Here is a 21,441-nt window from a genome sequence, read left to right as displayed (position 1 = left end):
GAATGCTATAGTCGAATTTATTCAGAACCGACGAATCCACAATGAATGAAGAATTCTGAGGAGTTCAGAGTTCAGATGCTACTTATCTTGCTTGCTCTCTTCCTCCAGCTCATAATCTGGCTGCTGCTCTATAGCTTGATCAAGTGAGGTAGCATCTGTACTGTCGCTCCTCGCCTCCGGCTGCTCGGTCGATGCAGGCAAAATTACGGTAACTGTCGTACCTTCACCCAATACACTGTTCAGTGTCATCTCACCGCCATGCCGTTCTACGAATTGTTGCGAAATCGCCAAGCCCAACCCAGTACCACCCCGTTGATGGTCCACTTGGAAGAACCGGTCCTTTACCTTCTCCAGATGCTCCATGCTGATGCCAATACCTGAATCCTGAACGGCCACTGTAATTCGGTCATTGGACTTGCTGATGAGAATAAAGATGTGGCTACTCTCATGAGAGAACTTGATGGCATTATCTACAATGTTCAGGAACACCTGCTTGAGACGGTTAGCATCCCCATGAACCAGGAATACCTGATCCTCGTCAGCTTCCATCTTCAGCTTGATCTTCTTCATCTCAGCCTTGGCCCATACATTAAGCATAATCTCCTGCAGCAGCTCCCGAATATTGACTGTCCCCATGACCAGCTTCATTTCATTTTGCTGCAGCTTGGAGAAGTCAAGAATCTCCTCCACAAGGCCAATAAGTCGGTCCGTTTCCTTGGAAATGATCTGCATACCAATCTTGGTCTCTTCCGGGTCATATCCTCCAGAATTCAGCGTCTCACTCCAGCCTTTAATACTCGTAAGAGGCGTACGCAACTCATGCGAAATGGAGGAGATAAAATCGTCCTTCACCTGATTCGTATGCACAATTTCCTGAGCCATATAATTCAGGGTAGAAGCCAGCTCACCAAGCTCATAACGATAATCGCCCTTCACCCGAACATCGAATCTGCCCTTCGCCATCAGCGCGGAGACGGCAGTAATATTGTTAATAGGCCTTACAATCGAATTCGCCAAGCCCATACTGAAGATCAAGACAATCGCCAGTACTGCCCCCCCGATACTTACCGACATCAGGGTCATATTGAAGAGTCGCTCATTTACCTTCTCCAGCGAGGTAACATAGCGTAGAATGTACACATCATCGGCCCCTGTGCCTGATAGCCGCTTCGAGACGGCCATGACCTGTTGCCCTGTCTCTGGCTGCTTGCCGACCCAGCGGCCTGTATTCCCTGCGAGGGCTTGCGCTACGTCACTGGTCTGAATTTTTCGATCCGATTCGAAGCCAGATGAGTTCACACGCACATTTCCTTCCCCGTCCAGCACCTCCAACTGCGTGCTGTCGATGGAGAAATTGCTGATCATGTAGGAGTTCAACGTCTGATCTGTATTGTAATAGAGCTGGCTTGTGCGGCTGATAACATTGGCATGCAGCTCTATATGGTTAAAAATCGCATCATAGTAGTAGGTTCTGATCGCAAACATAAAAATGACTTCAGCCAATGTTAAAGTCAGAAAGACTACAAAAAAGTAGTGAAGTACAATCTGTCTGGCGATCCCCTTCTTGATCATTGCCCCTGACCTTTCCATTTATATCCATGTCCCCACACGGTCTGCAAGTACATCGGCTCGGAAGGATTGTTTTCCAGCTTCTGACGCAAGCGGCGAATGTTCACATCCACAATCTTCGGATCTCCCATGTACTCCTTTCCCCATACATGATCCAGCAGGACATCCCGACTCAGTGGAGTGTTCTCCTTTTCCAGAAAGAACTGAACAAGGGAGAACTCGGTAGGGGTAAGCTCAATGAGCTGACTCCCCTTCTTGAATTGCTTCGTAATCAGGTCCAGCGAGAATGGACCGGATTGGAAGGATACCTTCGCTGCACCTTCTCTATGCACATTCACACGTCGCAGCAAGGACTGAATCCGTGCGATCAGTTCAGTAGGACTAAATGGCTTGCTTACATGATCATCGGCTCCTACGGACAGTGCATAGACCTTATCCTGCTCCTGCACCTTGGCTGTCAGGAAAATGATGCCGATTCGCTCATTCGTTTCTCTGATTCTTCTACATACCTCGAAACCATCAATACCTGGCACCATCACATCCAGAAGGGCAATATCAATATCAGGCACCGAATTAAGGATGCTCAGCGCCTCATTCCCATCTGCTGATTCAAGCACCTCAAAGCCGTTACGCTTCAGATTAATAACGATAAAACTACGAATGGACTCTTCATCCTCCATAATCAATACTTTGCTCACTTCTGTCCTTCCTTTCCGATACTGTTATTTTTCATCAGGGTGCGAATATCCTTGCCTGTCTTGAATTTATCCGAACGCTTCAGCCCAATGACCTGCTCGCTTGTACGCACGAGCTCCTGCCATTCGGAACCGTTCTCCTCCCAGGCCGTTAGAGAAAAGAACTTGATCTCTGCGAGCACTTCGCCCGTATCCTTCATAATGAAGGTAATATGCTTCTCCAGATCGGATTTGCGATCTATCGTTACCTGACCATGTAGCTCAGGCGGAATATTAATATAGTATCGGCTTTGCCAATCTCGATATTGCTGCATCTTGAAGGTGCTACCCTTCTTGCCATCCCACTGATAGAAGGATATGAGCTGTGGACGCTCGCCTGGGCTTGCATCCTCCCATCCTGCTGGCGTCTCCAGCTTGCCGAATTCCAGTATCCCATCCCGATCGACGTCCTCACTAAGAATGTAAGCATCCTTGAACGTCTGATCTTCAATGTCAGCCCTGATGAGCTGGCCATTCTCCATCGTAATGATATTGGAGACCGTCGAGCCTTGGCCAACAAAGGTGTCCAGAATAAGTCCTGTTTTGTTCTCGGCTACCTGTCCTGCCGATGCACGAAGTACATAGTTAGCCTGATTATCCAGATCTACCTTGCCCAGCTCCTTGAAGCCATCATTGTACTGATACGTAGTTACATTGTAATACTCATTCTTGAGCAAAGACACAATAGTGATGTCTGTCAATCCGTCACCATTCATGTCCAAGGGCTTGCGTTCCGCTGCCCGGCCGTCTGGCTGATCAACAGCGAAATACGTATAAGGCGTCTCCCATACCTTCTCTAGCGTACCTCCGGTATACGAGTAGACCACCAAATATTTCATTGCGTCGTCTTCTCCGCGGGAGAAGCCAGCTACAATATCAATTGTACCATCGTTGGTAACGTCCACCAGCTTGAAGGATTCAAGTACCAGGCCTGCTCCATCAAAAGTCAGCTTCTTGACCCAAGTTCCCCCTTGATTCTCGAGCAGCATCCCGCGAATGCGGACATTCTCATCCTCGGGTGTCTCATAGAACAATACGGCCTCCTTCGTACCGTCATTATTCAAATCCTCAATTCGGATCGAAGTCGTATCCGCTGGATCACGCGGACGAATGGGCTCTCGCCCCGCTAGTTGCTTGGTTACGACACCACTAAGCTTCTGAGCTTCCTCAGGTAGTAGCGGCTTGCGCATCAGGCTGATGGGATCACTGTCCGAAAAAATCCCACAGCCTCCAAGGAATGCAGCCATTAGCAGCAGAGTCCCGCTCACACCGATCCTTTTAATCCATCTGCCAATCATGCTCACACTTCCGTTCACAGCAAATTCTTCTCCGCATAGGTTAATCTCCGGTCATAGACGTCCAGCACCACTTCACCTTGCTGTAGCCCCCAGATTCGCGTAGCATATTTCTCAGCCAACTCGAGGGGAAGCACTGCAATAACCGTCAGCTTCTGCTCCTTGCATAACTGCCGGAACGTATCCAGCACACGATCTGCGGAAGCTGGGTCCAGCCCATTTACGGGCTCATCCGCAAGAATGACCTTCGCACCATGCACCATGGCTCTGGCGATGGCGACGCGCTGCCGCTCGCCTCCACTCAGCTTTTCACACTTGTCATGAGCCTTATCCAGCAAACCCAAATGCTCCAGTGTATCCATAGCTCCCATGTAGTCGTCAGAGCGAATCATGCCGGTAATCATTCGCCAGAGAGGAGTCTGCCCGGCGCGTCCAATTAATACGTTCTTCAGTGCCGAACGATTCATCTGAACATAGGGATTCTGTTCCAGATACGCCCATTCACGCTTAATCGTCTGCTTACCTTGGAACCCCTCCTGCAGCATATCCTTTCCCTCTATAATCAGGCTTCCGCGATCCCACGTCTCCTTCATGGACAGACATCGCAGCAGCATGCTCTTTCCACTGCCGCTAGGACCTACCAATCCGACGAACTCTCCTGTATGAATATCCATATCAATGCCGCGTAGAACCGGTATTCGGTCAGCGCCGACATGCTTGGTCAATTGACGTATTCTGATCATCCGGAATCCCCTTTGCCCTCTATAAATTTTAATATGGCTGTATGTAATGCAATGAAAAGGAACACAGTATCTTTAGTTTATTGTAAACTCCCAATAATGACCATGCAAACTGAACTTTCCCACGTTCCTAGTTGTTAACAGCAAAGATATGCTACGAGGCTTCCAGCTTACGTGAGCGAAAGCCAACACCTAGCAGACCAAACAGGATATAGAAAGCACCTAGCAGCAGGAATAGACTTCCAGGAACTGTATAATCCAGAAGCAATCCTCCCAGATTAGGACCCGCTATACTGCCAATACTGAAATGAAAGGATGCCACAACATTCGCGGCTGGGAGCAGAGACCTCGGCATGATGTCTGCTGCGTAAGCCAGTCCCAGCGAGAAAAAGGAGCCGACAAGTCCACCAGCGGCTGCCAGTAGAAGCATGCTCCAGACAAACTGAGTCCCGGACCACGGTACCAGCATGAACAAGACACCACCAGCCAGCGCCGAAATAATAAGCACCTTCTTTCGCCCCCAACGGTCACTCCATATTCCCAGTGGGAGCTGCAGAAGAAGGCCCCCCAAGCCAAGAAAAGGCATAAGTGCGGAGATTTGACTTTCCGTATAACCAATACGCAGTCCATATAGTGGGAAGTTGCTGTTCATGCTCGCTTCCATATATCCGTAAAGAAAAGCCGGCAGCAAGGCGTACCATGCCCAGCTATAGCTTTTGCGATAACGCGCACGGTCAGGCTTCGCGGCTGTCTCATGGGTCTCTGGATGAGCGCTCGGCAGCCAGCAAAGAGCACATACAAGGACGATCAGGAGTAGAACCGCCATCAGGATGAATGGAACAGCCATTCCCCAATCGAGAAGCCTGATACCCAGCGGACCAAGGCTAAAGCCTAACCCGTAGGACATGCCGTAAAATGAAATATTTCGGCCTCTTGTCTCCGGCGGAGCCATCATTAGCACCCACAGCTGGGTGGAATAGTGCAGTGCACTGTCACCAACACCAACAAGCAGACGAAGCACGAACCAAAGCCTTACGTCCGGTATGAGCGGAAATACCAATACAGTCACCAGAACCAGTGCCAGTCCGCCAGCAATCAGCTTCTTAAACCCTAAAAAGCCAAGCGTTCGCTCGGCAATGACCGTCATGGCAAATGAGCCTATATAAAGCGCTGCGGCATTCAGCCCGTTCAATGATGGAGGAACCCCCATGCGATCGAGCAGGATCGATAGTACCGGAAGCAGCATGCCCTGGCTGAGTCCTGCTACTACGATGACAGCAATCAAGATGAAATACTGCAGCTTAAATGAAGTTGTAGGCGATGCATGACGAATTGACAACATAATTCCTCCAATTGTAGAACCGGATCACAAGTAACGAATAAGTTTCACATGACAGATAAAAATAAATCGCCATCTTCGATGACGATTCAGGTCATGACCATATGTGCCCTGTAGAGCCTACAGAGACAAAGCGTAAATACCATTTGTGCTTTTATACGAAATTGAACACACTAGTTCACATTATAGTGGACAACGTCCTGTAAAACAAGCCATAATGAATAATGTAATTCTTGCTGAAAATCGCATCTTCACCTTCATATAATGACCTTCCGGCCAAGCCGTCTAATGGCTGGAGATATAGGATAGGAGGCTTCGTGTTACATGAGTTATGAGGTGAGAATTGATGTATCCCCTGTATATGAGCTGCTAGGCAGCTTCATGGTATATGTGACCAAAAAATGGGTCCGGGATATGGACATGGGGTCCCAATGGATTGAAGAGGTTGATGGGCGACTGTCACCTGAAGTGCATTCTGCCTTGACTCGGGCCAAAGATTGGCCCTTTAACGATTACGATGTGCTGTATGCCTGGGCCATCTGCCGTCCTGCTGATACAGATGAAATCAAGGAATACCTCGATTATCTGGAGGATGGGCTTGATCAGGACATGTATAATCTGATTGTGCATCACGTTCCTTTCCTGACCCTGGAGGATTCCATACGAATTCGGAGGGATTATACCCCTCTCCTGCGTTCATGGTACCGTGACTACTTCCGCTCTCTGGAGCACAGTATGCGGATTCTGGCTGAAGAGGATGCTGCCGAGAAACGGATGCTGCTGACAAAAATGGAGCCAGAGGCTCTCGTCGAATATGCCACAGCTGGGCTCGTAGTCCCTCATCTGGATGCGCTTGATACTGTGGTGCTGTTTCCTATCGTGCACAATCGTCCTATCAATACGTACTGCTTTTACAGCCGCACGCTGCTCATTCAATATCCTGTTGATGTCCCTGAAGAAAGCGAGGACGATCCACCTACGACGCTGCTCCGTCTGACAAGGGCGGTGGCTGAGCCGCAGCGTCTACGCTTGCTCAGATATGTAGCGGAGGAGCCGAAGTCTCTTGCCGATATGCGTAAGGATCTGAAGAAGGATGATGATGAGCTCATGTCAGACCTGATGATACTGAGAGTTGCTGGTATGCTGCGCATACATATCGGCCGCTATCAAAAAGAGAAATTCAGCATTCGGCCGGAGGGCGCTGCGGATCTGCAAATGTTCCTGGAGACGTATATCCGACTGTAGACTGGTTAGGAGTGACGCATCAATTGACTGCCAAACAACAGATTATTTTCGATCTTGACGACACATTGATATATTGTAACAAGTATTTTGACCTGATCCTGGATCAATTCGTTGACCAGATGCTGCAATGGTTCGGGGAGCACGGTCTTACCGAGGAGCAGATCCGCAGTAAGCAGATTGAGATTGACGTAGCCGGGGTAGCTCAGGTTGGATTTGCCAGCGAGCATTTCCCCCGCTCTCTAGTTGAGACCTACCGTTTTTATTGCAAGCAGTTTGGACGCATTCCAGGGTCCTTCGATGAAAATATGCTGCTGGAACTAGGGAGAAACGTATACAGCCAAGAAGTCGAGCCCTACCCGGGAATGACCCAGACGCTAGAGTCTTTGCTGAAGAATGGCCATCAACTCAATCTATACACAGGTGGCGAGGTTGCCATTCAACAGAAGAAGATCGACCAGATGAAGCTAACCGATTATTTTGAGGATCGTATCTACATTCGCCAGCATAAGAATTTCTCCGCACTGGAACGTATTCTGGAGGAAAATGTATTCGATCGCAAAGTAACCTGGATGATCGGCAATTCTCTGCGTACGGACATCTCACCCGCCCTGGAGGCCGGAATTCACGCCATCTACCTGAAGCAAGCGAAGGAATGGGTGTATAACATGATTGAGCTAGAACAGAAGCCTTCCTCGGTAATGTACACCATTCAGAAGCTGACCGAGGTCCCTAGTGTCATCCATGACAGCATTCAAATTCACCAACACAAAAGAACCCTGGGCTAGGGTTCTTTTTGTTTGTTCCTGATTTTTGTTTGTTCCTGATTTTTGTTTGTTCCTTATTTTGGTGCGTTCCTTATATCGTAGCTCTAGTCTTCCTTCCGTACACCCAGCTTGCCTGTAGAAGCATCCTCCAACAAAATTCGTCCTTTAACGGACTCCCCGCTACGGGTCTTGAAAGTAAGCTTCTGGGTCTGGCCTTTACTTAGCAATGATCCCAGCATCGTCTCAGATACGCTCTTACCTGCATATTCCTTCCAGATGACAAAGGAACACCCTTGCTTGAAATGAGTACATCCATAGCCTTTGCGCCCTTCAATGATTGCGCCCCCGCACCCAGGCCGTGGGCAGGTTCCCAGCAGCTTGCGGGTAGTCGGGTCCCCGCTCTTCTGTGCTTGTCCACCAGACGACTCGCTAGTTGCACGTGACGAGACTGATCCAGCAGAGCTGCCTCTTCCGCCCACATTTCTCGTTGTTCTCGCACTTCCCTTCGCGTTCACCGTTCGGCCACCTTTGCGACCCCGCGAATCCTCGCCGAAGGCAGTTGCCGCAGCAGGCTTCTGCTGTCTTACTTTTTCGATGACAGAAATGGTGAATTTCTTGACATTGTCCATGAACTTCTCCTGCTGCGCCTCTCCTCGCGAGATCTGATGAAGTCGCCGCTCCCATTGCCCCGTCATTTCCGGCGAAGCGAGGAGATCAACCCCGGCCCCACGAATAAGCTCAATCGCGGTCTTGCCTTTCTCGGTGATGAGGATGCGCTTTCCCTTCATGTCGATATATCCGACCTGTTTGAGGCGTTCAATCGTGGCAGCACGCGTCGCCGGGGTCCCGAGTCCTGCATCCTTCATGACTTCACGCAGCTCCTCGTCCTCCATCTGCTTGCCAGCACTCTCCATGGCCTTCAGCAGTGTACCTTCCGTATAGCTCTTGGGTGGCTTGGTTGCCTTTTCCTTAGCCTCTGCCTCTGTACAAAGTACACCCTGCTCTGGCTTCAGATGGAACGGACCGTCGAGCAGCTCCTCCTCTTCCTTGTCCTCCGCGTCATCCTTCTTCCCCCGCTTGCTAGGCTTGCTGGAGCCTTGACCAGTTGCTTCCTGCAGCACCTTCCAGCCCAAGGAGATCAGCTCCTTCACACCTGTCTTGTAGCGATGCTCCTCCACCTTGGTGATGATGCTATGCACCCGATATTCAGCTGGCGGGTAGAAATGAGACAGGAAGCGACGAACGATAAGATCATAGATGTGCTCCTCTTCCTTGCTCAAGGTACCCGGCCTCTTCAGTGTGGGCAGTATCGCATGGTGATCCTCGACCCGCGCGGGATTACAGACCGCTTTATTGTTCTTATGCACCCGTTTACAATCGGCTTGGTCAGCCCATTTGGCATAGGAAGTCCCCTTGAGCATCTGTAGCGCCTTGTGCATTCCCTCAATGTTCTGCTCTGTTACATAATTGGAATTGGTCCGCGGATAGGAGATAATCTTGTGCTTCTCATATAAGGCCTGTGCCAGATCAAGCGTCTTCTTGGCAGAGTATCCATACTTCGCATTGGCTTCCCGCTGTAACAGGGTAAGATCATAGAGCTTAAATGGGTATTCCTTAGTCTCCTTTACATCGTAGCTTTCGACGATACCTGGCTTCCCCCGCGTCTGCGCAGCGATCGTCTCTGCCTTCTCGACTTCGGTCAAGCGATCTCCCTGCCACATTCCCTTATATGTCGTATCCTCTTGTTTGAAATAGGCAATTACATCATAAAAGGTCTGCGATTGAAATGCTTCAATCTCCTTCTCCCGATCGTGAATAAGTGCCAGCACGGGTGTCTGAACCCGACCTACAGAGAGCAAGGCATTATGTCGTGTCGTGAACGCGCGCGAGGCATTCATGCCGATTAGCCAATCTGCTTCACTGCGTGCCCTCGCTGCCTGTGTCAAAAACTCAAAATCTGCGGCATCCTTAAGATTGGCGAAGCCTGCCGAGATGCTCTGCGCCGTCAGATCGGAGATCCACAGTCTTTTTACAGGCTGCTTGAGTCTTAGCTGCTGCTGTATGAGCGCGAATATGTATTGCCCTTCTCTCCCGGCATCGCAGGCGTTAACGACATGGTTGCAGCGCCCCGCCAGCTCACCAATAATTTTCAATTGATCCTTCGTTCTCGGATTCGGCACAATTTGGAACCGATCCGGTATGATTGGAAGATCCTGTATACTCCATTTCTTATATTTGGGATCATACGCATCTGGCTCCGCCAAGCCCAGGAGGTGTCCGATCGCCCATGTAATGATATATTGCTCCCCCTCCAGGTAGCTGCGGTTATTCTTGGCACGCGGTTCAATGACAGCCGCAATGGTTCGTCCCATGTCTGGCTTCTCCGCGATAACCAATGTCTTCATAGCTATTCATCCTTTCTGACCACCTTGCCCGTACGAGCCTGCAGCACACATTATAACACAGATTACGTATGTCGAATTTGCCGAGAGCTGAAAATGAATAGTGACAACCCGTCCATGTCTATCCCCATGCACACAAGTAAAGGACCTCACATCCCACACTTGGTGGAATATGAGGCCCCTGGTCAATACCAGTCCCATATGAGACTTATATGAAACTTTATTTATTGCCCCATACTATATTTTTGCATTCTCTTCCTTGGCCATGGAATGAATATAAAAGGCCCCAAGTATCGAACACAGCATGAAGGAGAAGAATGCCATCGCAGCTGCCTGCTCCCGATCCTGGAAGACGCTGAATACCTGCTGCATGGACACACCCAGCATTTGCGGGGAATTCGCCCCGATCAGGAATGGTGCTGTAAATGATCCGATAACTCCCATGAACACAAAGGTTACAGCCACCAAAAACGTCTTGTAAGTAAGCGGAAGAATAAAGCGGACAAACAGCTTGAGCCTTCCTGCCCCTACATCCTTCGCACTCTCAATCACAGAGGAAGGTATTCCAGCCAGCGCCGAGCTAAGCAGCATGGTGGTGAACGGGATATTGAACCACAGATTAGCAATGATGATACCCTTCTCGTCAAAAATAATCCGTGGAAGCTCAACACCCGTTCCATCCAGAATTCGAGCCAGCCAGCCGTGATTGCCGAGCAGGTTGATCAGGCCGTAGGTGGCAATGACGCCGGGTATAAATAATGGAATCATATACGTTTTGCGAATGAGATCAACGATTGGTCCGTTGTTAAATCGCATATACACGGCAAGAGCGTAGCTGATCAGCAGCACGAACACGCAGGTAATCAGAGTAATACGCAAGGTGAAAAAGATATTGTTACGCATACCCTTATCCGTGAACAGCAGCTCATAGCGGCTCAGATCATACCCGCCTTCACCGTTCCCCAGACTCATGATCAACGTCTGCACAATCGGAATAATAACTACGAATAACAGAATACCGAAGGATGGAAGGACCATTCCCAATCCGGTAATCGCTTGCCTCAGTTCCTTACTCATTGGGCTGCAACTTCATTTTGCCAACGTTTGTTGATCTCGGTGCTCAGATCGCCAATGTTAAAGGTACGGAAGCCCTCAGCAACACCAGTGAATTTTTCTTGTGTCTCCTGTGGCATCTTGCCCAGCTCAATTCCCGGGAAGCCGTTCATTTTGTCTACTACAACAGCTTGAGCTTCAGGTGAGAGAACGAAGTCCAGGAACTGGTTGATCGCTTCCTTCTTGTCGGATTCCTTGTTCACCATCAGATAAGTAGGTCCTCCGTTGAAGCCAGGCGTGATTTGCTGCATCTTGACGGTATCCGGCAATAGCCCTTCATTCAGCTGTTGCAGTACCATATCCGACCACGCAGGAATAATGGATACTTCACTGTTCATCAACAAATCAAGTGTCCCTTGGTTCTTTTTTGGATAGATGCCGTCACCGTACACATATTGACCCAGGTCCTTCAGCGTAGCAAAGCCGGAATCCCATTTTTGCATCACAGCAGGATCGGAATTATGAATATCTTCCTCTGGCAGATCCTTATAAATCACAGTCTGTACAAAGGAACTGCCGGAGCCACCAGTGGACGGGTCGTTATATGCGAATTGTCCAGGGTTAGCCTTGATCCATGTTAACAGCTCATCCAATGTAGTTGGGGGATTAGTCACCTTGGTGCTATCGTAGGCCAGCACCACAGCAGAGGAGCGATATGGAATCGCGTAGCTGTCGACATCCTGCATCGTTTGTTCCTTCACATTGGCCAGATTCGGGATGGCATCCTTGGACAATTGCTCCCATACGCCATCCTTCGTGCCTTGGTTTACAAAGTTAATGCCATCCTCATACAGATCAATGTCACCGGAGCCTTTGCCAGCCTGCTTGGCAGCCAAAATGCGATCGTAGGTTGGCTCCGCTCCCGTACCTGAGGGGATATAGACCATATTGACGTCTACTTCCTTGTTCTGCTCCTCGAACATAGGAACCAGCGTATCCCACAGATCCTTAACATTTTGCGAGCCTGTGAAATAGAAGTTGAAGGAAGTCTTCTCACCGGAAGCCCCTGACGATGTTGCTGGGCCGGTACCTGTAGCTGAATTCGAAGTAGCGGCACCACCACCGCAACCAGCCAGCAGAACGGCAGATAGCATAACTGAAGAGAACATTGTCAACCACGTTTTTTTAGTAAGCATATTTATCATCCTCCGTTATTGGTTTACCTTTGCCGGATATCCAGTCAATCTCGCAATGGAGATTCCAACCTGTTTCCCAATCGCTAAATCCTTGGTAGCTTCCTTCGTCTGAAAGGCACGCAGCTGTCCCAGTCCCTCGGATAGATCTACTGTCACCTCTGCATAATGACCCAAAATCATAATCTGCTTGATTACACCAGAGAGTAGACTACCCTCCTCTGTTGCTTCGCAAAAATCTACATCCTCAGGGCGTATTGCCGCCGTGATCTGACCGCTTAATTCCTGTGCATTAGGAAATGCTACTGCTCCAACCCGGATGTTGTGCTCATCCGCCACCCCCTCCAAAAAGTTCATTTTGCCGATGAAGCTCGCCACATATAAGGTAGCTGGCTCATCATATATGGTCTGTGGACTGGCAATCTGCTCAATGTGTCCGCTATTCATGACCACAATGCGGTCAGAGAGCGACAAGGCTTCCTCCTGGTCATGCGTAACGAAGATCATGGTAAGCCCTGTCTGCATCTGAATCTCGCGGAGCTCCTCACGCATCTCATAGCGCAGCTTGGCATCAAGCGCGGAGAAAGGCTCGTCCAGTAGAAGGACCGCCGGCTTGAGCAGGAGTGATCTGGCAAGCGCGACACGCTGCTGTTGTCCACCGGACAATTGAGACGGGTATTTCTTCTCGAAGCCTGGAAGACGCACGAGCTTGAGCGCATCTGTGACAGCATTCCGAATGTCAGCCTTCGGCATTTTGCGAATCTTGAGACCAAAGGCCAGATTGTCATAGACCGTCATATGCGACCATAGATTATAGCTTTGGAATACCATGGAAGTCGGGCGCCGCTCAGGTGGAAGCTGAATGACGCTTTGACCTTCAATCAGGATATCCCCTGAATCTGGTTCCAAAAAGCCACCAATGCTGCGTAGCACTGTCGTTTTGCCGCATCCTGACGGTCCGAGCAAGGTGACTAGCTCTCCTTTTTGAACCTCCAGATTGATGCCGCTAACCCCATCACCCGTCTTGTACCTCTTCGTCAGCTCACGTACTGCTAATTGCATGCTCTTGCCCCTTTCTGTCCTGAACAGTACCGTTACTTCGTCTGAAATCCGCTTGCCAGCACATCGGCACTAACAAGGCGCTGCGCGGCCAATAGAAGAATAATCGTCGGCAGGGTCAGAATTATAGAGAATACCGCTCCTGCACTGCTTGGAAAATCAGAGATAATGGAGTACATAATAACTGGCATCGTCTTGTAATCAGGAATCCCAACCAGGAACGTTCCCTGCGCTTCATCCAGCGAGTTGAGAAATGTGAATACAGAAGCGACCATAATACCAGGCATCGCCATCGGTAGCGTAATGCTACGAAATACTCTGAATGGACTGGCTCCCACATCCCTTGCCGACTCTTCCTGTGCCGCATGCACATTGCGGAAGGCAGCTGTCGGAATCCACGTCATGAACATCAACACATTGATCATATGGATCAGCACCACACCAAGCAGCGTGTTCATTAGTCCAACTTGATAGAAGAGTACAGCGATCGAGATGTATAGCCCCATTTTCGGGAAGGCTTGTGTCAGCAAAAACGAGAATAGAAAGATGCGCTTCAGCGGGAATTGCAGTCTCGCAAAGGCATAGGCAGCCGGAATGCACAGCACGATGGACAGCGCCGTGACGAGCGCAGCAATCAGAAAGGAGAGCGAGATCGACGATACGATATCATCCTTCGCGAGCACAAAGTTCCACCATTTAAAACCCCACTCCTGTGGTAGTGCGTTTGGATAGGTCCATTTTTCACTGAACGCCAGCACAAGCAGATTCAATAACGGCCCTGCAAAAAAGATGGCAAACACGGTCAGCAGCAAAAATTCGATAATCCTTCGCCAGCCGACAGCTTTCCAGTACCACATCATGTGCTTTCACACTCCTTTACCTTCGTGGATTTATGTAGACTGTCTGATCTTGATTTCACTTGGATACTCAAGTAATGTCGGCACGTTCGTATCCCCACAAATCAACCTGTCCAGGATATCAACAGCATCTCGTCCAATGCCTGTGGCATTGACACTTACCGTTGTCAGTGACGGAGAATACATGGCTCCATACTCAATGTCGTCATAGCCCATGACGGCCACATCCTCTGGCACGCGTACGCCACGCTCCAGCAATACCTTCATCGCACCGAGCGCCAACATGTCATTGGTTGTAAATAATGCCGTATACCCACCTTGCCTAATGTCCTCAACATGCTTGGCCATAAGCTTGCTACCCCATTCAAAATGAGATTCAGGCGATTCTGTCACAAAGATCTCCCCAGCCTGAATGCCTAACTGTCCAAGTCGTCTGCAGAACCCTTCCAGACGGAGCGAATGGCTGCGATGAGCACCCGGACCTGCGATAATAAAGAATTTTCGGTGTCCCCGTCCATACAGATAGTCTGCCGCACGCTCTCCCCCCTCCTCGTCATTGCTAACCAGATGGATGACGTCGGGGTCATCCGTAGAGCCATTAACCATGAGGTAGGGAATATTGAATTTTTTCACGTAGTCAATCACATTCTTGCGCAATCGACTCACCAGAATCAGGCCATCCACACGCTGCTCCAGCATATAATCCATTGAGCGAAGGGACATTTCCTTATCCGTCTTCAAAAAGATGGAGTAGCCTCGATCCTCAGCGGCCATCAAGATCTCGTCAATAATCTTGCCGTAGAGCGGATGGGACACAATCGGCAACGTCTCGCGGAATACAATGACACCGATGTTGTAGGTTCGTTTGGTAACCATCGCCCGGGCGACCGCATTAGGCTTGTATCGCAGCTGCTCTGCTACGCTGAGCACCCTCTCTCTGACTTCAGGGCTGGCGTAGCCTTTTCCTGATATGACTCTTGAAGCCGTGGATTTGGACACCCCTGCCAGCTGAGCTAGCTCCTTCAGGCTATAATTTACTTTATCCTTCAACCGTCTCTCACCTCTGCATCGTCCATTCCGCCTTGACCTTCATGAGTTCCTCCACATTGCGTGTCGTAATGGATGCCACCCCCATATCAGCCATGCGCTTCATGTCATCTTCTTCAGCAACCGTCCAGACATACACAGCGAGTTGACTGGACGCCGCTGCATGAATCATCTCTGAAGCAACTAGCTGATAAGGGACATTCAGTCCGAAGCAGCCAGCTGCTACAGCATCCTCGCAGGCTTTAACTATGGCATCCACATAAGGTAAGGACTGAAAACTGGCAATATCGACATTAAGCAGCTTGCGAATGTGCCGGCCATGTCTGTCTGCCTCCAGAGCTACAGTGGATTCACAGCCGCTCAGAAACACCTGCTCGATCAGCTCACTCTTCTCGATCAGCCTAAACACAGGCTCCAGACTACCCGCTGTCTTGATATCCAGATTCATCGTAATTCCTGAGCTTCTAATGATCGGCAATATATCCGTCAACTTGGTTAACGTCTCTGCTAGTCCATCATTTAACTGCTGAAGCGTCATCCCAGCGATACTACCTACACGTCCATCTGACAGTAGCACTTCATCATCATGAGCCAGCACGAGCTCGCCATCGCTGGTTACACGTATATCATCCTCGTACACATCCGCTCTTTGCTCTAAAGCTGATCTGAGCGATGCCAACGAATGCTCAGGCATGCCCATACATCCCGTGTGGGCTGTGACCAGAGGAAAAGGCTTCATTTTATTCCCACTCCCTATTCAAAATAAATGGCATTCGTAAAGGCAATCAGGGTATTGGCCCCTTGCACTGTGCCCCACAGCTCTGCTCTCAGCCACTGCCTTCCGTTACTGTTGAGCGCAGCCTGGTAATGCTCAGACCCGGATAAATCTCTCAACGAAATGTCCCGTTCATCCTCAATTCCGAGATTGGAACATAGTACGAGACGGCAAGTCTGATCTTGAAGTCTCCATAAGCCTGATCTGACAGTGAAGTCTAGACCTATATGGACTACGGCGGGCCCCTCCATTGAATCTCTGCGAACTACAGAACCGATGCCTATCTTGTCATCCCCCACTTCAAGCTCCAGCGTCAATAACGGGCCTATGGTAACAGATGCACGTCCTACACTTAGTGCCTGAACCAAATCAGCCTCTGTAGGCTCTATGTCAGCTGGAATCCCTAGATACGTCACTGAGATCGGCTCCTCAGTTACTACTTGTTCATGCCAGTCTCTTCCGGACGTCGCAGCGATTCGGTAGCCTTCATTCAGCTTGTCCGTCCACAGGGAGTACGCTCGTTGGTTACTGATCTTGATGGATGCGAACGTACCAGACCACACCTCAATGTAATTCACCTTGGACCAATCCTGTATCTCATATTCCCAGTAGCATCCAGTACATGCAGGGCTTCCGATTCGATAGGGATGAGCCAGACCCGCAATTCCCCCATGCCGCTGCACTTCCTGAATGCCGGAGCTAATCTGGGTTCTATCCGTCTTACGCCAGTCAGCAAAATCATTCAGACCCAGCGTAACCATATGTCCATAAAAGGTCGTCCATTCCATCCCTGGGATGATCAGCAGACCATGCTCTTGTGCTACTTTCCCCCGCTCACCAAGGCCAGACATCGTATTGTGATCTGTCAATGCAATTGCATCAAATCCCAGTTGTGCAGCTCCTGCTGCCAGCTCGGACAAGGTCTGCTTCCCGTCGCTATGCAGGGTATGAGTATGCAATTCGCAGCCTAGCCATCTCATGAGCCCTCCTCCTCTGCTTCAGCTGTCCAAATTTGCAGCCGGTAGTTGCATGATTCCGTAACAATGCAATGCAGGCTAAGCGTAACTGACCAAGAGCCCGCTCTGAGCGGCCCCGCCATCAGCCCTGGAGACGCCTTGCTTGCGGACAAGGATAAGTTCTGTTTCTCATCATGGCGATGACAAGCTCCTCGGTACCCCTGCTCATCATCAATTGACAAAGTAATGAGATTCTTCAGTGGGAGATATTGATCCACATGTGTAATGGCTTGCTGCCGCTGAGTTGGCAACAAATATTCTTCAAAGCTCTTCTCCAGCAAACGTATGGAGTGCTCTCTATCATCCAATGTCTTCGGTGCATATTCGAACCGGATTCTCAGCTCTTCCGTCGCCTGGGTAAGTACAAAAGGAATCCGAATATGTGTCCTAGAGTCCTCAGGAGTGCAATTGCTTTGTAGATCCAGCAGCTTCATGATGACGTTCCTTTCTACTATGTAGTGTGAGACCGATCCCACAGTGGGAACGGTACCACATGCACTTATGTTATAAAGCAACAGTTAGCCCGATATCATTAGCATGTAAATCTTCTGTAAATGAAAATAGATTTGAAAATTCACGCAAAAAAAGAATCAATCTCCTTGGTCATAAAGGGGAGAATGACTCTAAATATGCTGTAATGTAGTCTTATAAGGCTTCTATGTACGACGTTGTATGCTGAGATTGTATTTACAAGCAAAATTTAATTAAACAATAATTAATGTTATATAAGATATCATAACAGGTGATAAATAAAGGATTTATGTTATAAAAAAGAATTTAATAGATAATTTCATGCTCATTACTAGCCATTATATGTTATAATACCTATCAATACAACATTATCAGCATCCGATAAAGAAATTCGAGTTATATTTAATGACATTATGTTTTGTGTAAACGCCGCGCTCTATTAAAAAACAAAAAAACTCTGCCGAATACAATGATTCGACAGAGTTAACACGTTTAGCCTAATGTGACGGCTCTAGACTCACATCTATATCTACACCTATCCTGTACTTATACCAGAACAGTTGCGCCCATCAAATATTTGTCCACCTCACGGGCAGCCTCGCGGCCTTCATTAATTGCCCATACGACGAGACTTTGACCGCGACGCATATCCCCAGCTGCAAATACCTTCTCAACATTGGTTACATATTTGCCATAACGAGCTTTTACATTGGAACGACGGTCTGTCTCCAGCCCCAATTCATCCACAATCGTTGACTCTGGACCATCGAAGCCAATCGCAATCAGCGCTAGCTGTGCAGGGAATACACGCTCCGTGCCCGGAATCGGTTGGTAAATCTTGCGTCCGGATTCATCTACGATCCGCTGGATCTGAACCGTGTGCAATTCCTTCAGATTACCTTGCTCGTCCCCTACGAATTTCGTCGTCATGATGGAGAACTCACGCGGGTCTTCGCCAAAGATAGCCTTCGCTTCCTCTTGTGCATAATCCAGTTGGTAGACATTCGGGAATTGTGGCCATGGATTGGAGATCGGATCGCGCTCCAATGGTGCCTTATTATGTGTACCGAATTGTGTCACGCTGCGGCAGCCCAACCGAAGTGAAGTAGCAACACAGTCAGAGCCCGTGTCCCCCCCACCGATGACAATAACATCCTTGCCTTCTGCTGGGATATATTGGCCATCCTCGAGATTGGAATCAAGGTAGCTCTTAATCGAGCTGTTCAGGTAATCCATTGCGTAATGGACGCCGTTCAGCTCACTTCCTTCAATGTTGAACTGACGTGGCTTGGTCGCACCTCCACACATGACAACAGCATCATACTCGTCCACCAACTGTTGAGCCGGAATATCCTTTCCGATCTCTGTGTTGGTCACGAATTGTATCCCCTCTGCTGCAAGCAGATCCACACGGCGCTGTACCACTTTCTTCTCCAGCTTCATGCTTGGAATACCGTACATTAACAGTCCGCCGATACGATCAGAACGTTCGTATACTGTAACCAGATGACCAGCCTTATTCAACTGTGCAGCAGCAGCCAGACCAGCAGGCCCAGAGCCTACGACGGCTACACGCTTGCCCGTACGCTTCTCAGGAGGATTAGGTGTCACCCATCCCTCTTCAAAGCCCTTTTCGATAATAGCCTCTTCAATCGTCTTAATCGTGACAGGCTGCCCAATCAGACCTACAGTACAGGAACCTTCACATGGAGCAGGACAGACACGTCCAGTAAACTCAGGAAAATTGTTCGTTTTGTGCAGGCGATCCAGTGCATCCCTCCACAATCCACGGTATACAAGATTATTCCATTCCGGGATCAGGTTATGCACCGGACATCCGAAGGTACTGCCGGCCATGTCCATTCCGGTATGACAATAAGGGGTTCCACAATCCATACATCGTGCACCCTGTGTACGCAATTCCTCTTCAGACAAGTGTTTATGGAATTCTTCCCAGTCTTTGATCCGCTCTACAGGATTGCGATCAGCTGGAAGCTGTCTTTTATATTCCATAAATCCAGTTGGTGTAGACATCTTACCTTCCCCCATCTCTTCGCTTCTGTGCCATTTCACGAACATTTTGGTAATGATACAGTGATTCATCCCAGTACTTCCGAACGATAAAATGGTATTCCTCGTTGATTTCAAATTTGATTTATTGTATCACATCAGCGTACAGAAGTGTTAAAATGTTGTGCAACATTTTTCATTTTAGCGAAACTATTTTTGAATCAAGTCAATAAATAATTCATATTGGACTTTTAAGAGCAGCTATTCCGCCCAAGCTGTCTCCTTCTTTCACGTCAGGGGAAGGCTTATAATAATCGACTCACAACAAGCAATCAACTCGCCTAATCATACTTACTTCAGTATCTATTTATGGGACTATAGACTCTAAGCCCAGAATCTGCTGCTAATCCAGAATCTGCTGCTAATTAGGTATATATAGAATTAATCTGTGTACATCTCTCTTGGTAGAGAGCTTATCGTACATACGTAATAAACTCATAATCGTAAGGATTCTTCTCATCCTTGATGCCTGGAGTGGTGTCTGCTATGCGCCATGAACTCCAATCGAGCTCAGGGAAATAGGAGTCTCCCTCAAACTCTTCATGAATCCGGGTAACCAGCAATTTATCCGCATGGGGCCAGAAGAGCTTATAGATCTCCCCCCCACCTATGATCATGATTTCCTCTTGCTTCGCCATATCCAAGACTTCCTCGATGGAGTGCACAAGTTCAGCATCGCTGACCTTGAACTCCTGGTCCCGGGTCATAACGATATTTCTACGCTGGGGAAGGCTTTTCTGGTTAAATGAATCCCAGGTTTTGCGCCCCAATACGACTGTCTTGCCGAGCGTCTGTCTTCTAAAAAAAGCCATATCGTGTGGTATACGCCATGGCAGACGGTTCTGCTTACCGATCAGGTGATTGCTATCCATCGCCCAAATCATCGTAATGCTCATAAAATCCCTCCTCAAGGCTGTATTGACACAGCTGCTTAGTTAAAAAAGCAGTCCCATGTTTACTTACACTGCAACAGGTGCTTTGATGCCTGGATGGTGCTGATAATTCTCAAACTCAAAATCTTCGTAGACATAATCAAAGATGGAGTCCGGCTTACGCTTAATCACTAGGTTCGGCAATGGATATGGCTCACGCTGTAGTTGCGTCTGTACCTGCTCCATATGATTGGAGTAGATATGTACGTCACCACCGGACCATACGAACTCTCCAACCTCCAGATCACACTGCTGAGCAACCATATGCGTGAGCAAGGCATAGCTGGCAATATTGAACGGAAGACCTAGGAACGTGTCTACAGAGCGCATCGTGAGCATACAGGACAGCTTACCCTGAGCCACGTAAAATTGAAATACAAAGTGGCATGGCGGCAGCTTCATCTCATCAATGACGGCCACATTCCAGGCGCTTACAATATGTCTGCGCGAATCCGGGTTGTTCCGAATGGAATCAATTACATTCGCAATCTGATCAATATGACGACCATCAGGCGTCTCCCATGCGCGCCACTGCGAGCCATATACAGGTCCCAGATTCCCTTCTTCATCAGCCCATTCGTCCCAGATCGTCACGCCGTGCTCCTTCAGGTAGGATGTATTGGTGTCCCCCTTCAAGAACCACAATAGCTCATGAATGACGGATTTGAGATGTATTCTTTTAGTCGTAACGAGCGGAAATCCTTTAGACAGGTCAAAACGCAGCTGGCGTCCGAAGACGGAACGTGTGCCCGTCCCCGTACGGTCACCTTTGTCGACTCCGTTCTCCAAAATATCTCGTAACAGTTCCTGATAGTTCTTCATAGCTTCTCCTCATTTCCATGCTAGTACATAACTCATTAGTTTAGTGTAACATGTCTGA

General features: G+C 48.9%; 19 protein-coding genes. 2 read left to right on the top strand and 17 right to left on the bottom strand.

Features of this window, described 5'->3' with window-relative positions; genetic code table 11:
• Positions 1 to 78: 78 nt before the first annotated feature.
• The 5 genes from D328_RS28515 to D328_RS0107270 all read right to left on the bottom strand — a co-directional run bounded on the left by D328_RS28515 (position 79) and on the right by D328_RS0107270 (position 5,680).
• Positions 79 to 1,572, bottom strand: a complete 1,494-nt coding sequence (locus D328_RS28515) for a sensor histidine kinase (protein ID WP_018884321.1) — start codon at positions 1,570 to 1,572, stop codon at positions 79 to 81.
• Positions 1,569 to 2,267 (bottom strand): response regulator transcription factor, encoded by a 699-nt coding sequence (locus tag D328_RS0107285; RefSeq protein WP_018884320.1) that lies wholly within the window; start codon positions 2,265 to 2,267, stop codon positions 1,569 to 1,571. The genes D328_RS28515 and D328_RS0107285 overlap by 4 nt, the downstream gene beginning before the upstream one ends.
• Positions 2,264 to 3,601, bottom strand: a complete 1,338-nt coding sequence (locus D328_RS0107280) for a hypothetical protein (protein ID WP_154658989.1) — start codon at positions 3,599 to 3,601, stop codon at positions 2,264 to 2,266. Before D328_RS0107280 ends, D328_RS0107285 begins: the two co-directional genes overlap by 4 nt.
• 14 nt (positions 3,602 to 3,615) lie before the next feature.
• Positions 3,616 to 4,341: a phosphonate ABC transporter ATP-binding protein gene (locus D328_RS0107275; RefSeq protein WP_018884318.1), complete on the bottom strand. Its 726-nt coding sequence runs from the start codon at positions 4,339 to 4,341 to the stop codon at positions 3,616 to 3,618.
• 151 nt (positions 4,342 to 4,492) lie between these two features.
• Positions 4,493 to 5,680, bottom strand: coding sequence for an MFS transporter (locus D328_RS0107270; protein WP_018884317.1), 1,188 nt, complete (start codon positions 5,678 to 5,680; stop codon positions 4,493 to 4,495).
• A 321-nt stretch (positions 5,681 to 6,001) separates the two neighbouring features.
• Between D328_RS0107270 and D328_RS0107265 the strand changes: the two genes are divergently transcribed.
• Positions 6,002 to 6,922, top strand: a complete 921-nt coding sequence (locus D328_RS0107265) for a hypothetical protein (RefSeq protein ID WP_018884316.1) — start codon at positions 6,002 to 6,004, stop codon at positions 6,920 to 6,922.
• Between the two features lie 23 nt (positions 6,923 to 6,945).
• Complete coding sequence (locus D328_RS0107260; protein ID WP_018884315.1) at positions 6,946 to 7,707, top strand: HAD family hydrolase; 762 nt, start codon at positions 6,946 to 6,948, stop codon at positions 7,705 to 7,707.
• 83 nt (positions 7,708 to 7,790) lie between these two features.
• Here D328_RS0107260 and D328_RS0107255 read toward each other — a convergent pair whose 3' ends face one another.
• The 12 genes from D328_RS0107255 to thyA form a co-directional block, all read right to left on the bottom strand.
• A complete protein-coding gene (locus tag D328_RS0107255) occupies positions 7,791 to 10,091 on the bottom strand; it encodes a type IA DNA topoisomerase (RefSeq protein ID WP_018884314.1) in 2,301 nt (766 codons plus the stop codon).
• A 234-nt stretch (positions 10,092 to 10,325) separates the two neighbouring features.
• Positions 10,326 to 11,165 carry an ABC transporter permease gene (locus D328_RS0107250; RefSeq protein ID WP_018884313.1) on the bottom strand — a complete coding sequence of 280 codons (840 nt, stop codon included), beginning with the start codon at positions 11,163 to 11,165 and terminating at the stop codon, positions 10,326 to 10,328.
• Complete coding sequence (locus D328_RS0107245; RefSeq protein ID WP_018884312.1) at positions 11,162 to 12,337, bottom strand: extracellular solute-binding protein; 1,176 nt, start codon at positions 12,335 to 12,337, stop codon at positions 11,162 to 11,164. Before D328_RS0107245 ends, D328_RS0107250 begins: the two co-directional genes overlap by 4 nt.
• Before the next feature lie 15 nt (positions 12,338 to 12,352).
• Positions 12,353 to 13,396, bottom strand: coding sequence for an ABC transporter ATP-binding protein (locus tag D328_RS0107240; protein WP_018884311.1), 1,044 nt, complete (start codon positions 13,394 to 13,396; stop codon positions 12,353 to 12,355).
• Between the two features lie 32 nt (positions 13,397 to 13,428).
• On the bottom strand, positions 13,429 to 14,253 hold the full coding sequence (locus D328_RS0107235) for an ABC transporter permease (RefSeq protein WP_018884310.1): 825 nt from the start codon (positions 14,251 to 14,253) through the stop codon (positions 13,429 to 13,431).
• Positions 14,254 to 14,283: 30 nt separating this feature from the next.
• A complete protein-coding gene (locus D328_RS0107230; RefSeq protein WP_018884309.1) occupies positions 14,284 to 15,300 on the bottom strand; it encodes a LacI family DNA-binding transcriptional regulator in 1,017 nt (338 codons plus the stop codon).
• Positions 15,301 to 15,307: 7 nt separating this feature from the next.
• Complete coding sequence (locus tag D328_RS0107225; RefSeq protein WP_018884308.1) at positions 15,308 to 16,036, bottom strand: glycerophosphodiester phosphodiesterase; 729 nt, start codon at positions 16,034 to 16,036, stop codon at positions 15,308 to 15,310.
• Positions 16,037 to 16,050: 14 nt separating this feature from the next.
• On the bottom strand, positions 16,051 to 17,052 hold the full coding sequence (locus D328_RS0107220; RefSeq protein ID WP_018884307.1) for a CehA/McbA family metallohydrolase: 1,002 nt from the start codon (positions 17,050 to 17,052) through the stop codon (positions 16,051 to 16,053).
• Positions 17,049 to 17,522 carry a hypothetical protein gene (locus D328_RS0107215; protein WP_018884306.1) on the bottom strand — a complete coding sequence of 158 codons (474 nt, stop codon included), beginning with the start codon at positions 17,520 to 17,522 and terminating at the stop codon, positions 17,049 to 17,051. The genes D328_RS0107220 and D328_RS0107215 overlap by 4 nt, the downstream gene beginning before the upstream one ends.
• A gap of 583 nt (positions 17,523 to 18,105) precedes the next feature.
• Positions 18,106 to 19,593: a glutamate synthase subunit beta gene (locus D328_RS0107210; RefSeq protein ID WP_025677642.1), complete on the bottom strand. Its 1,488-nt coding sequence runs from the start codon at positions 19,591 to 19,593 to the stop codon at positions 18,106 to 18,108.
• 449 nt (positions 19,594 to 20,042) lie between these two features.
• Entirely contained in the window at positions 20,043 to 20,525 is a 483-nt protein-coding gene (locus D328_RS0107205; RefSeq protein WP_018884304.1) for a dihydrofolate reductase, read from the bottom strand.
• Positions 20,526 to 20,588: 63 nt separating this feature from the next.
• On the bottom strand, positions 20,589 to 21,383 hold the full coding sequence (thyA, locus tag D328_RS0107200; protein ID WP_018884303.1) for a thymidylate synthase: 795 nt from the start codon (positions 21,381 to 21,383) through the stop codon (positions 20,589 to 20,591).
• Between the last annotated feature and the right edge of the window lie 58 nt (positions 21,384 to 21,441).

The organism is Paenibacillus massiliensis 2301065 = DSM 16942 (assembly GCF_000377505.1).
Taxonomy (GTDB): Bacteria; Bacillota; Bacilli; order Paenibacillales; family Paenibacillaceae; genus Paenibacillus; species Paenibacillus massiliensis.
The sequence above is the reverse complement of the archived record's forward strand: the minus strand, read 5'-3'. Positions and strand labels throughout refer to the sequence as shown.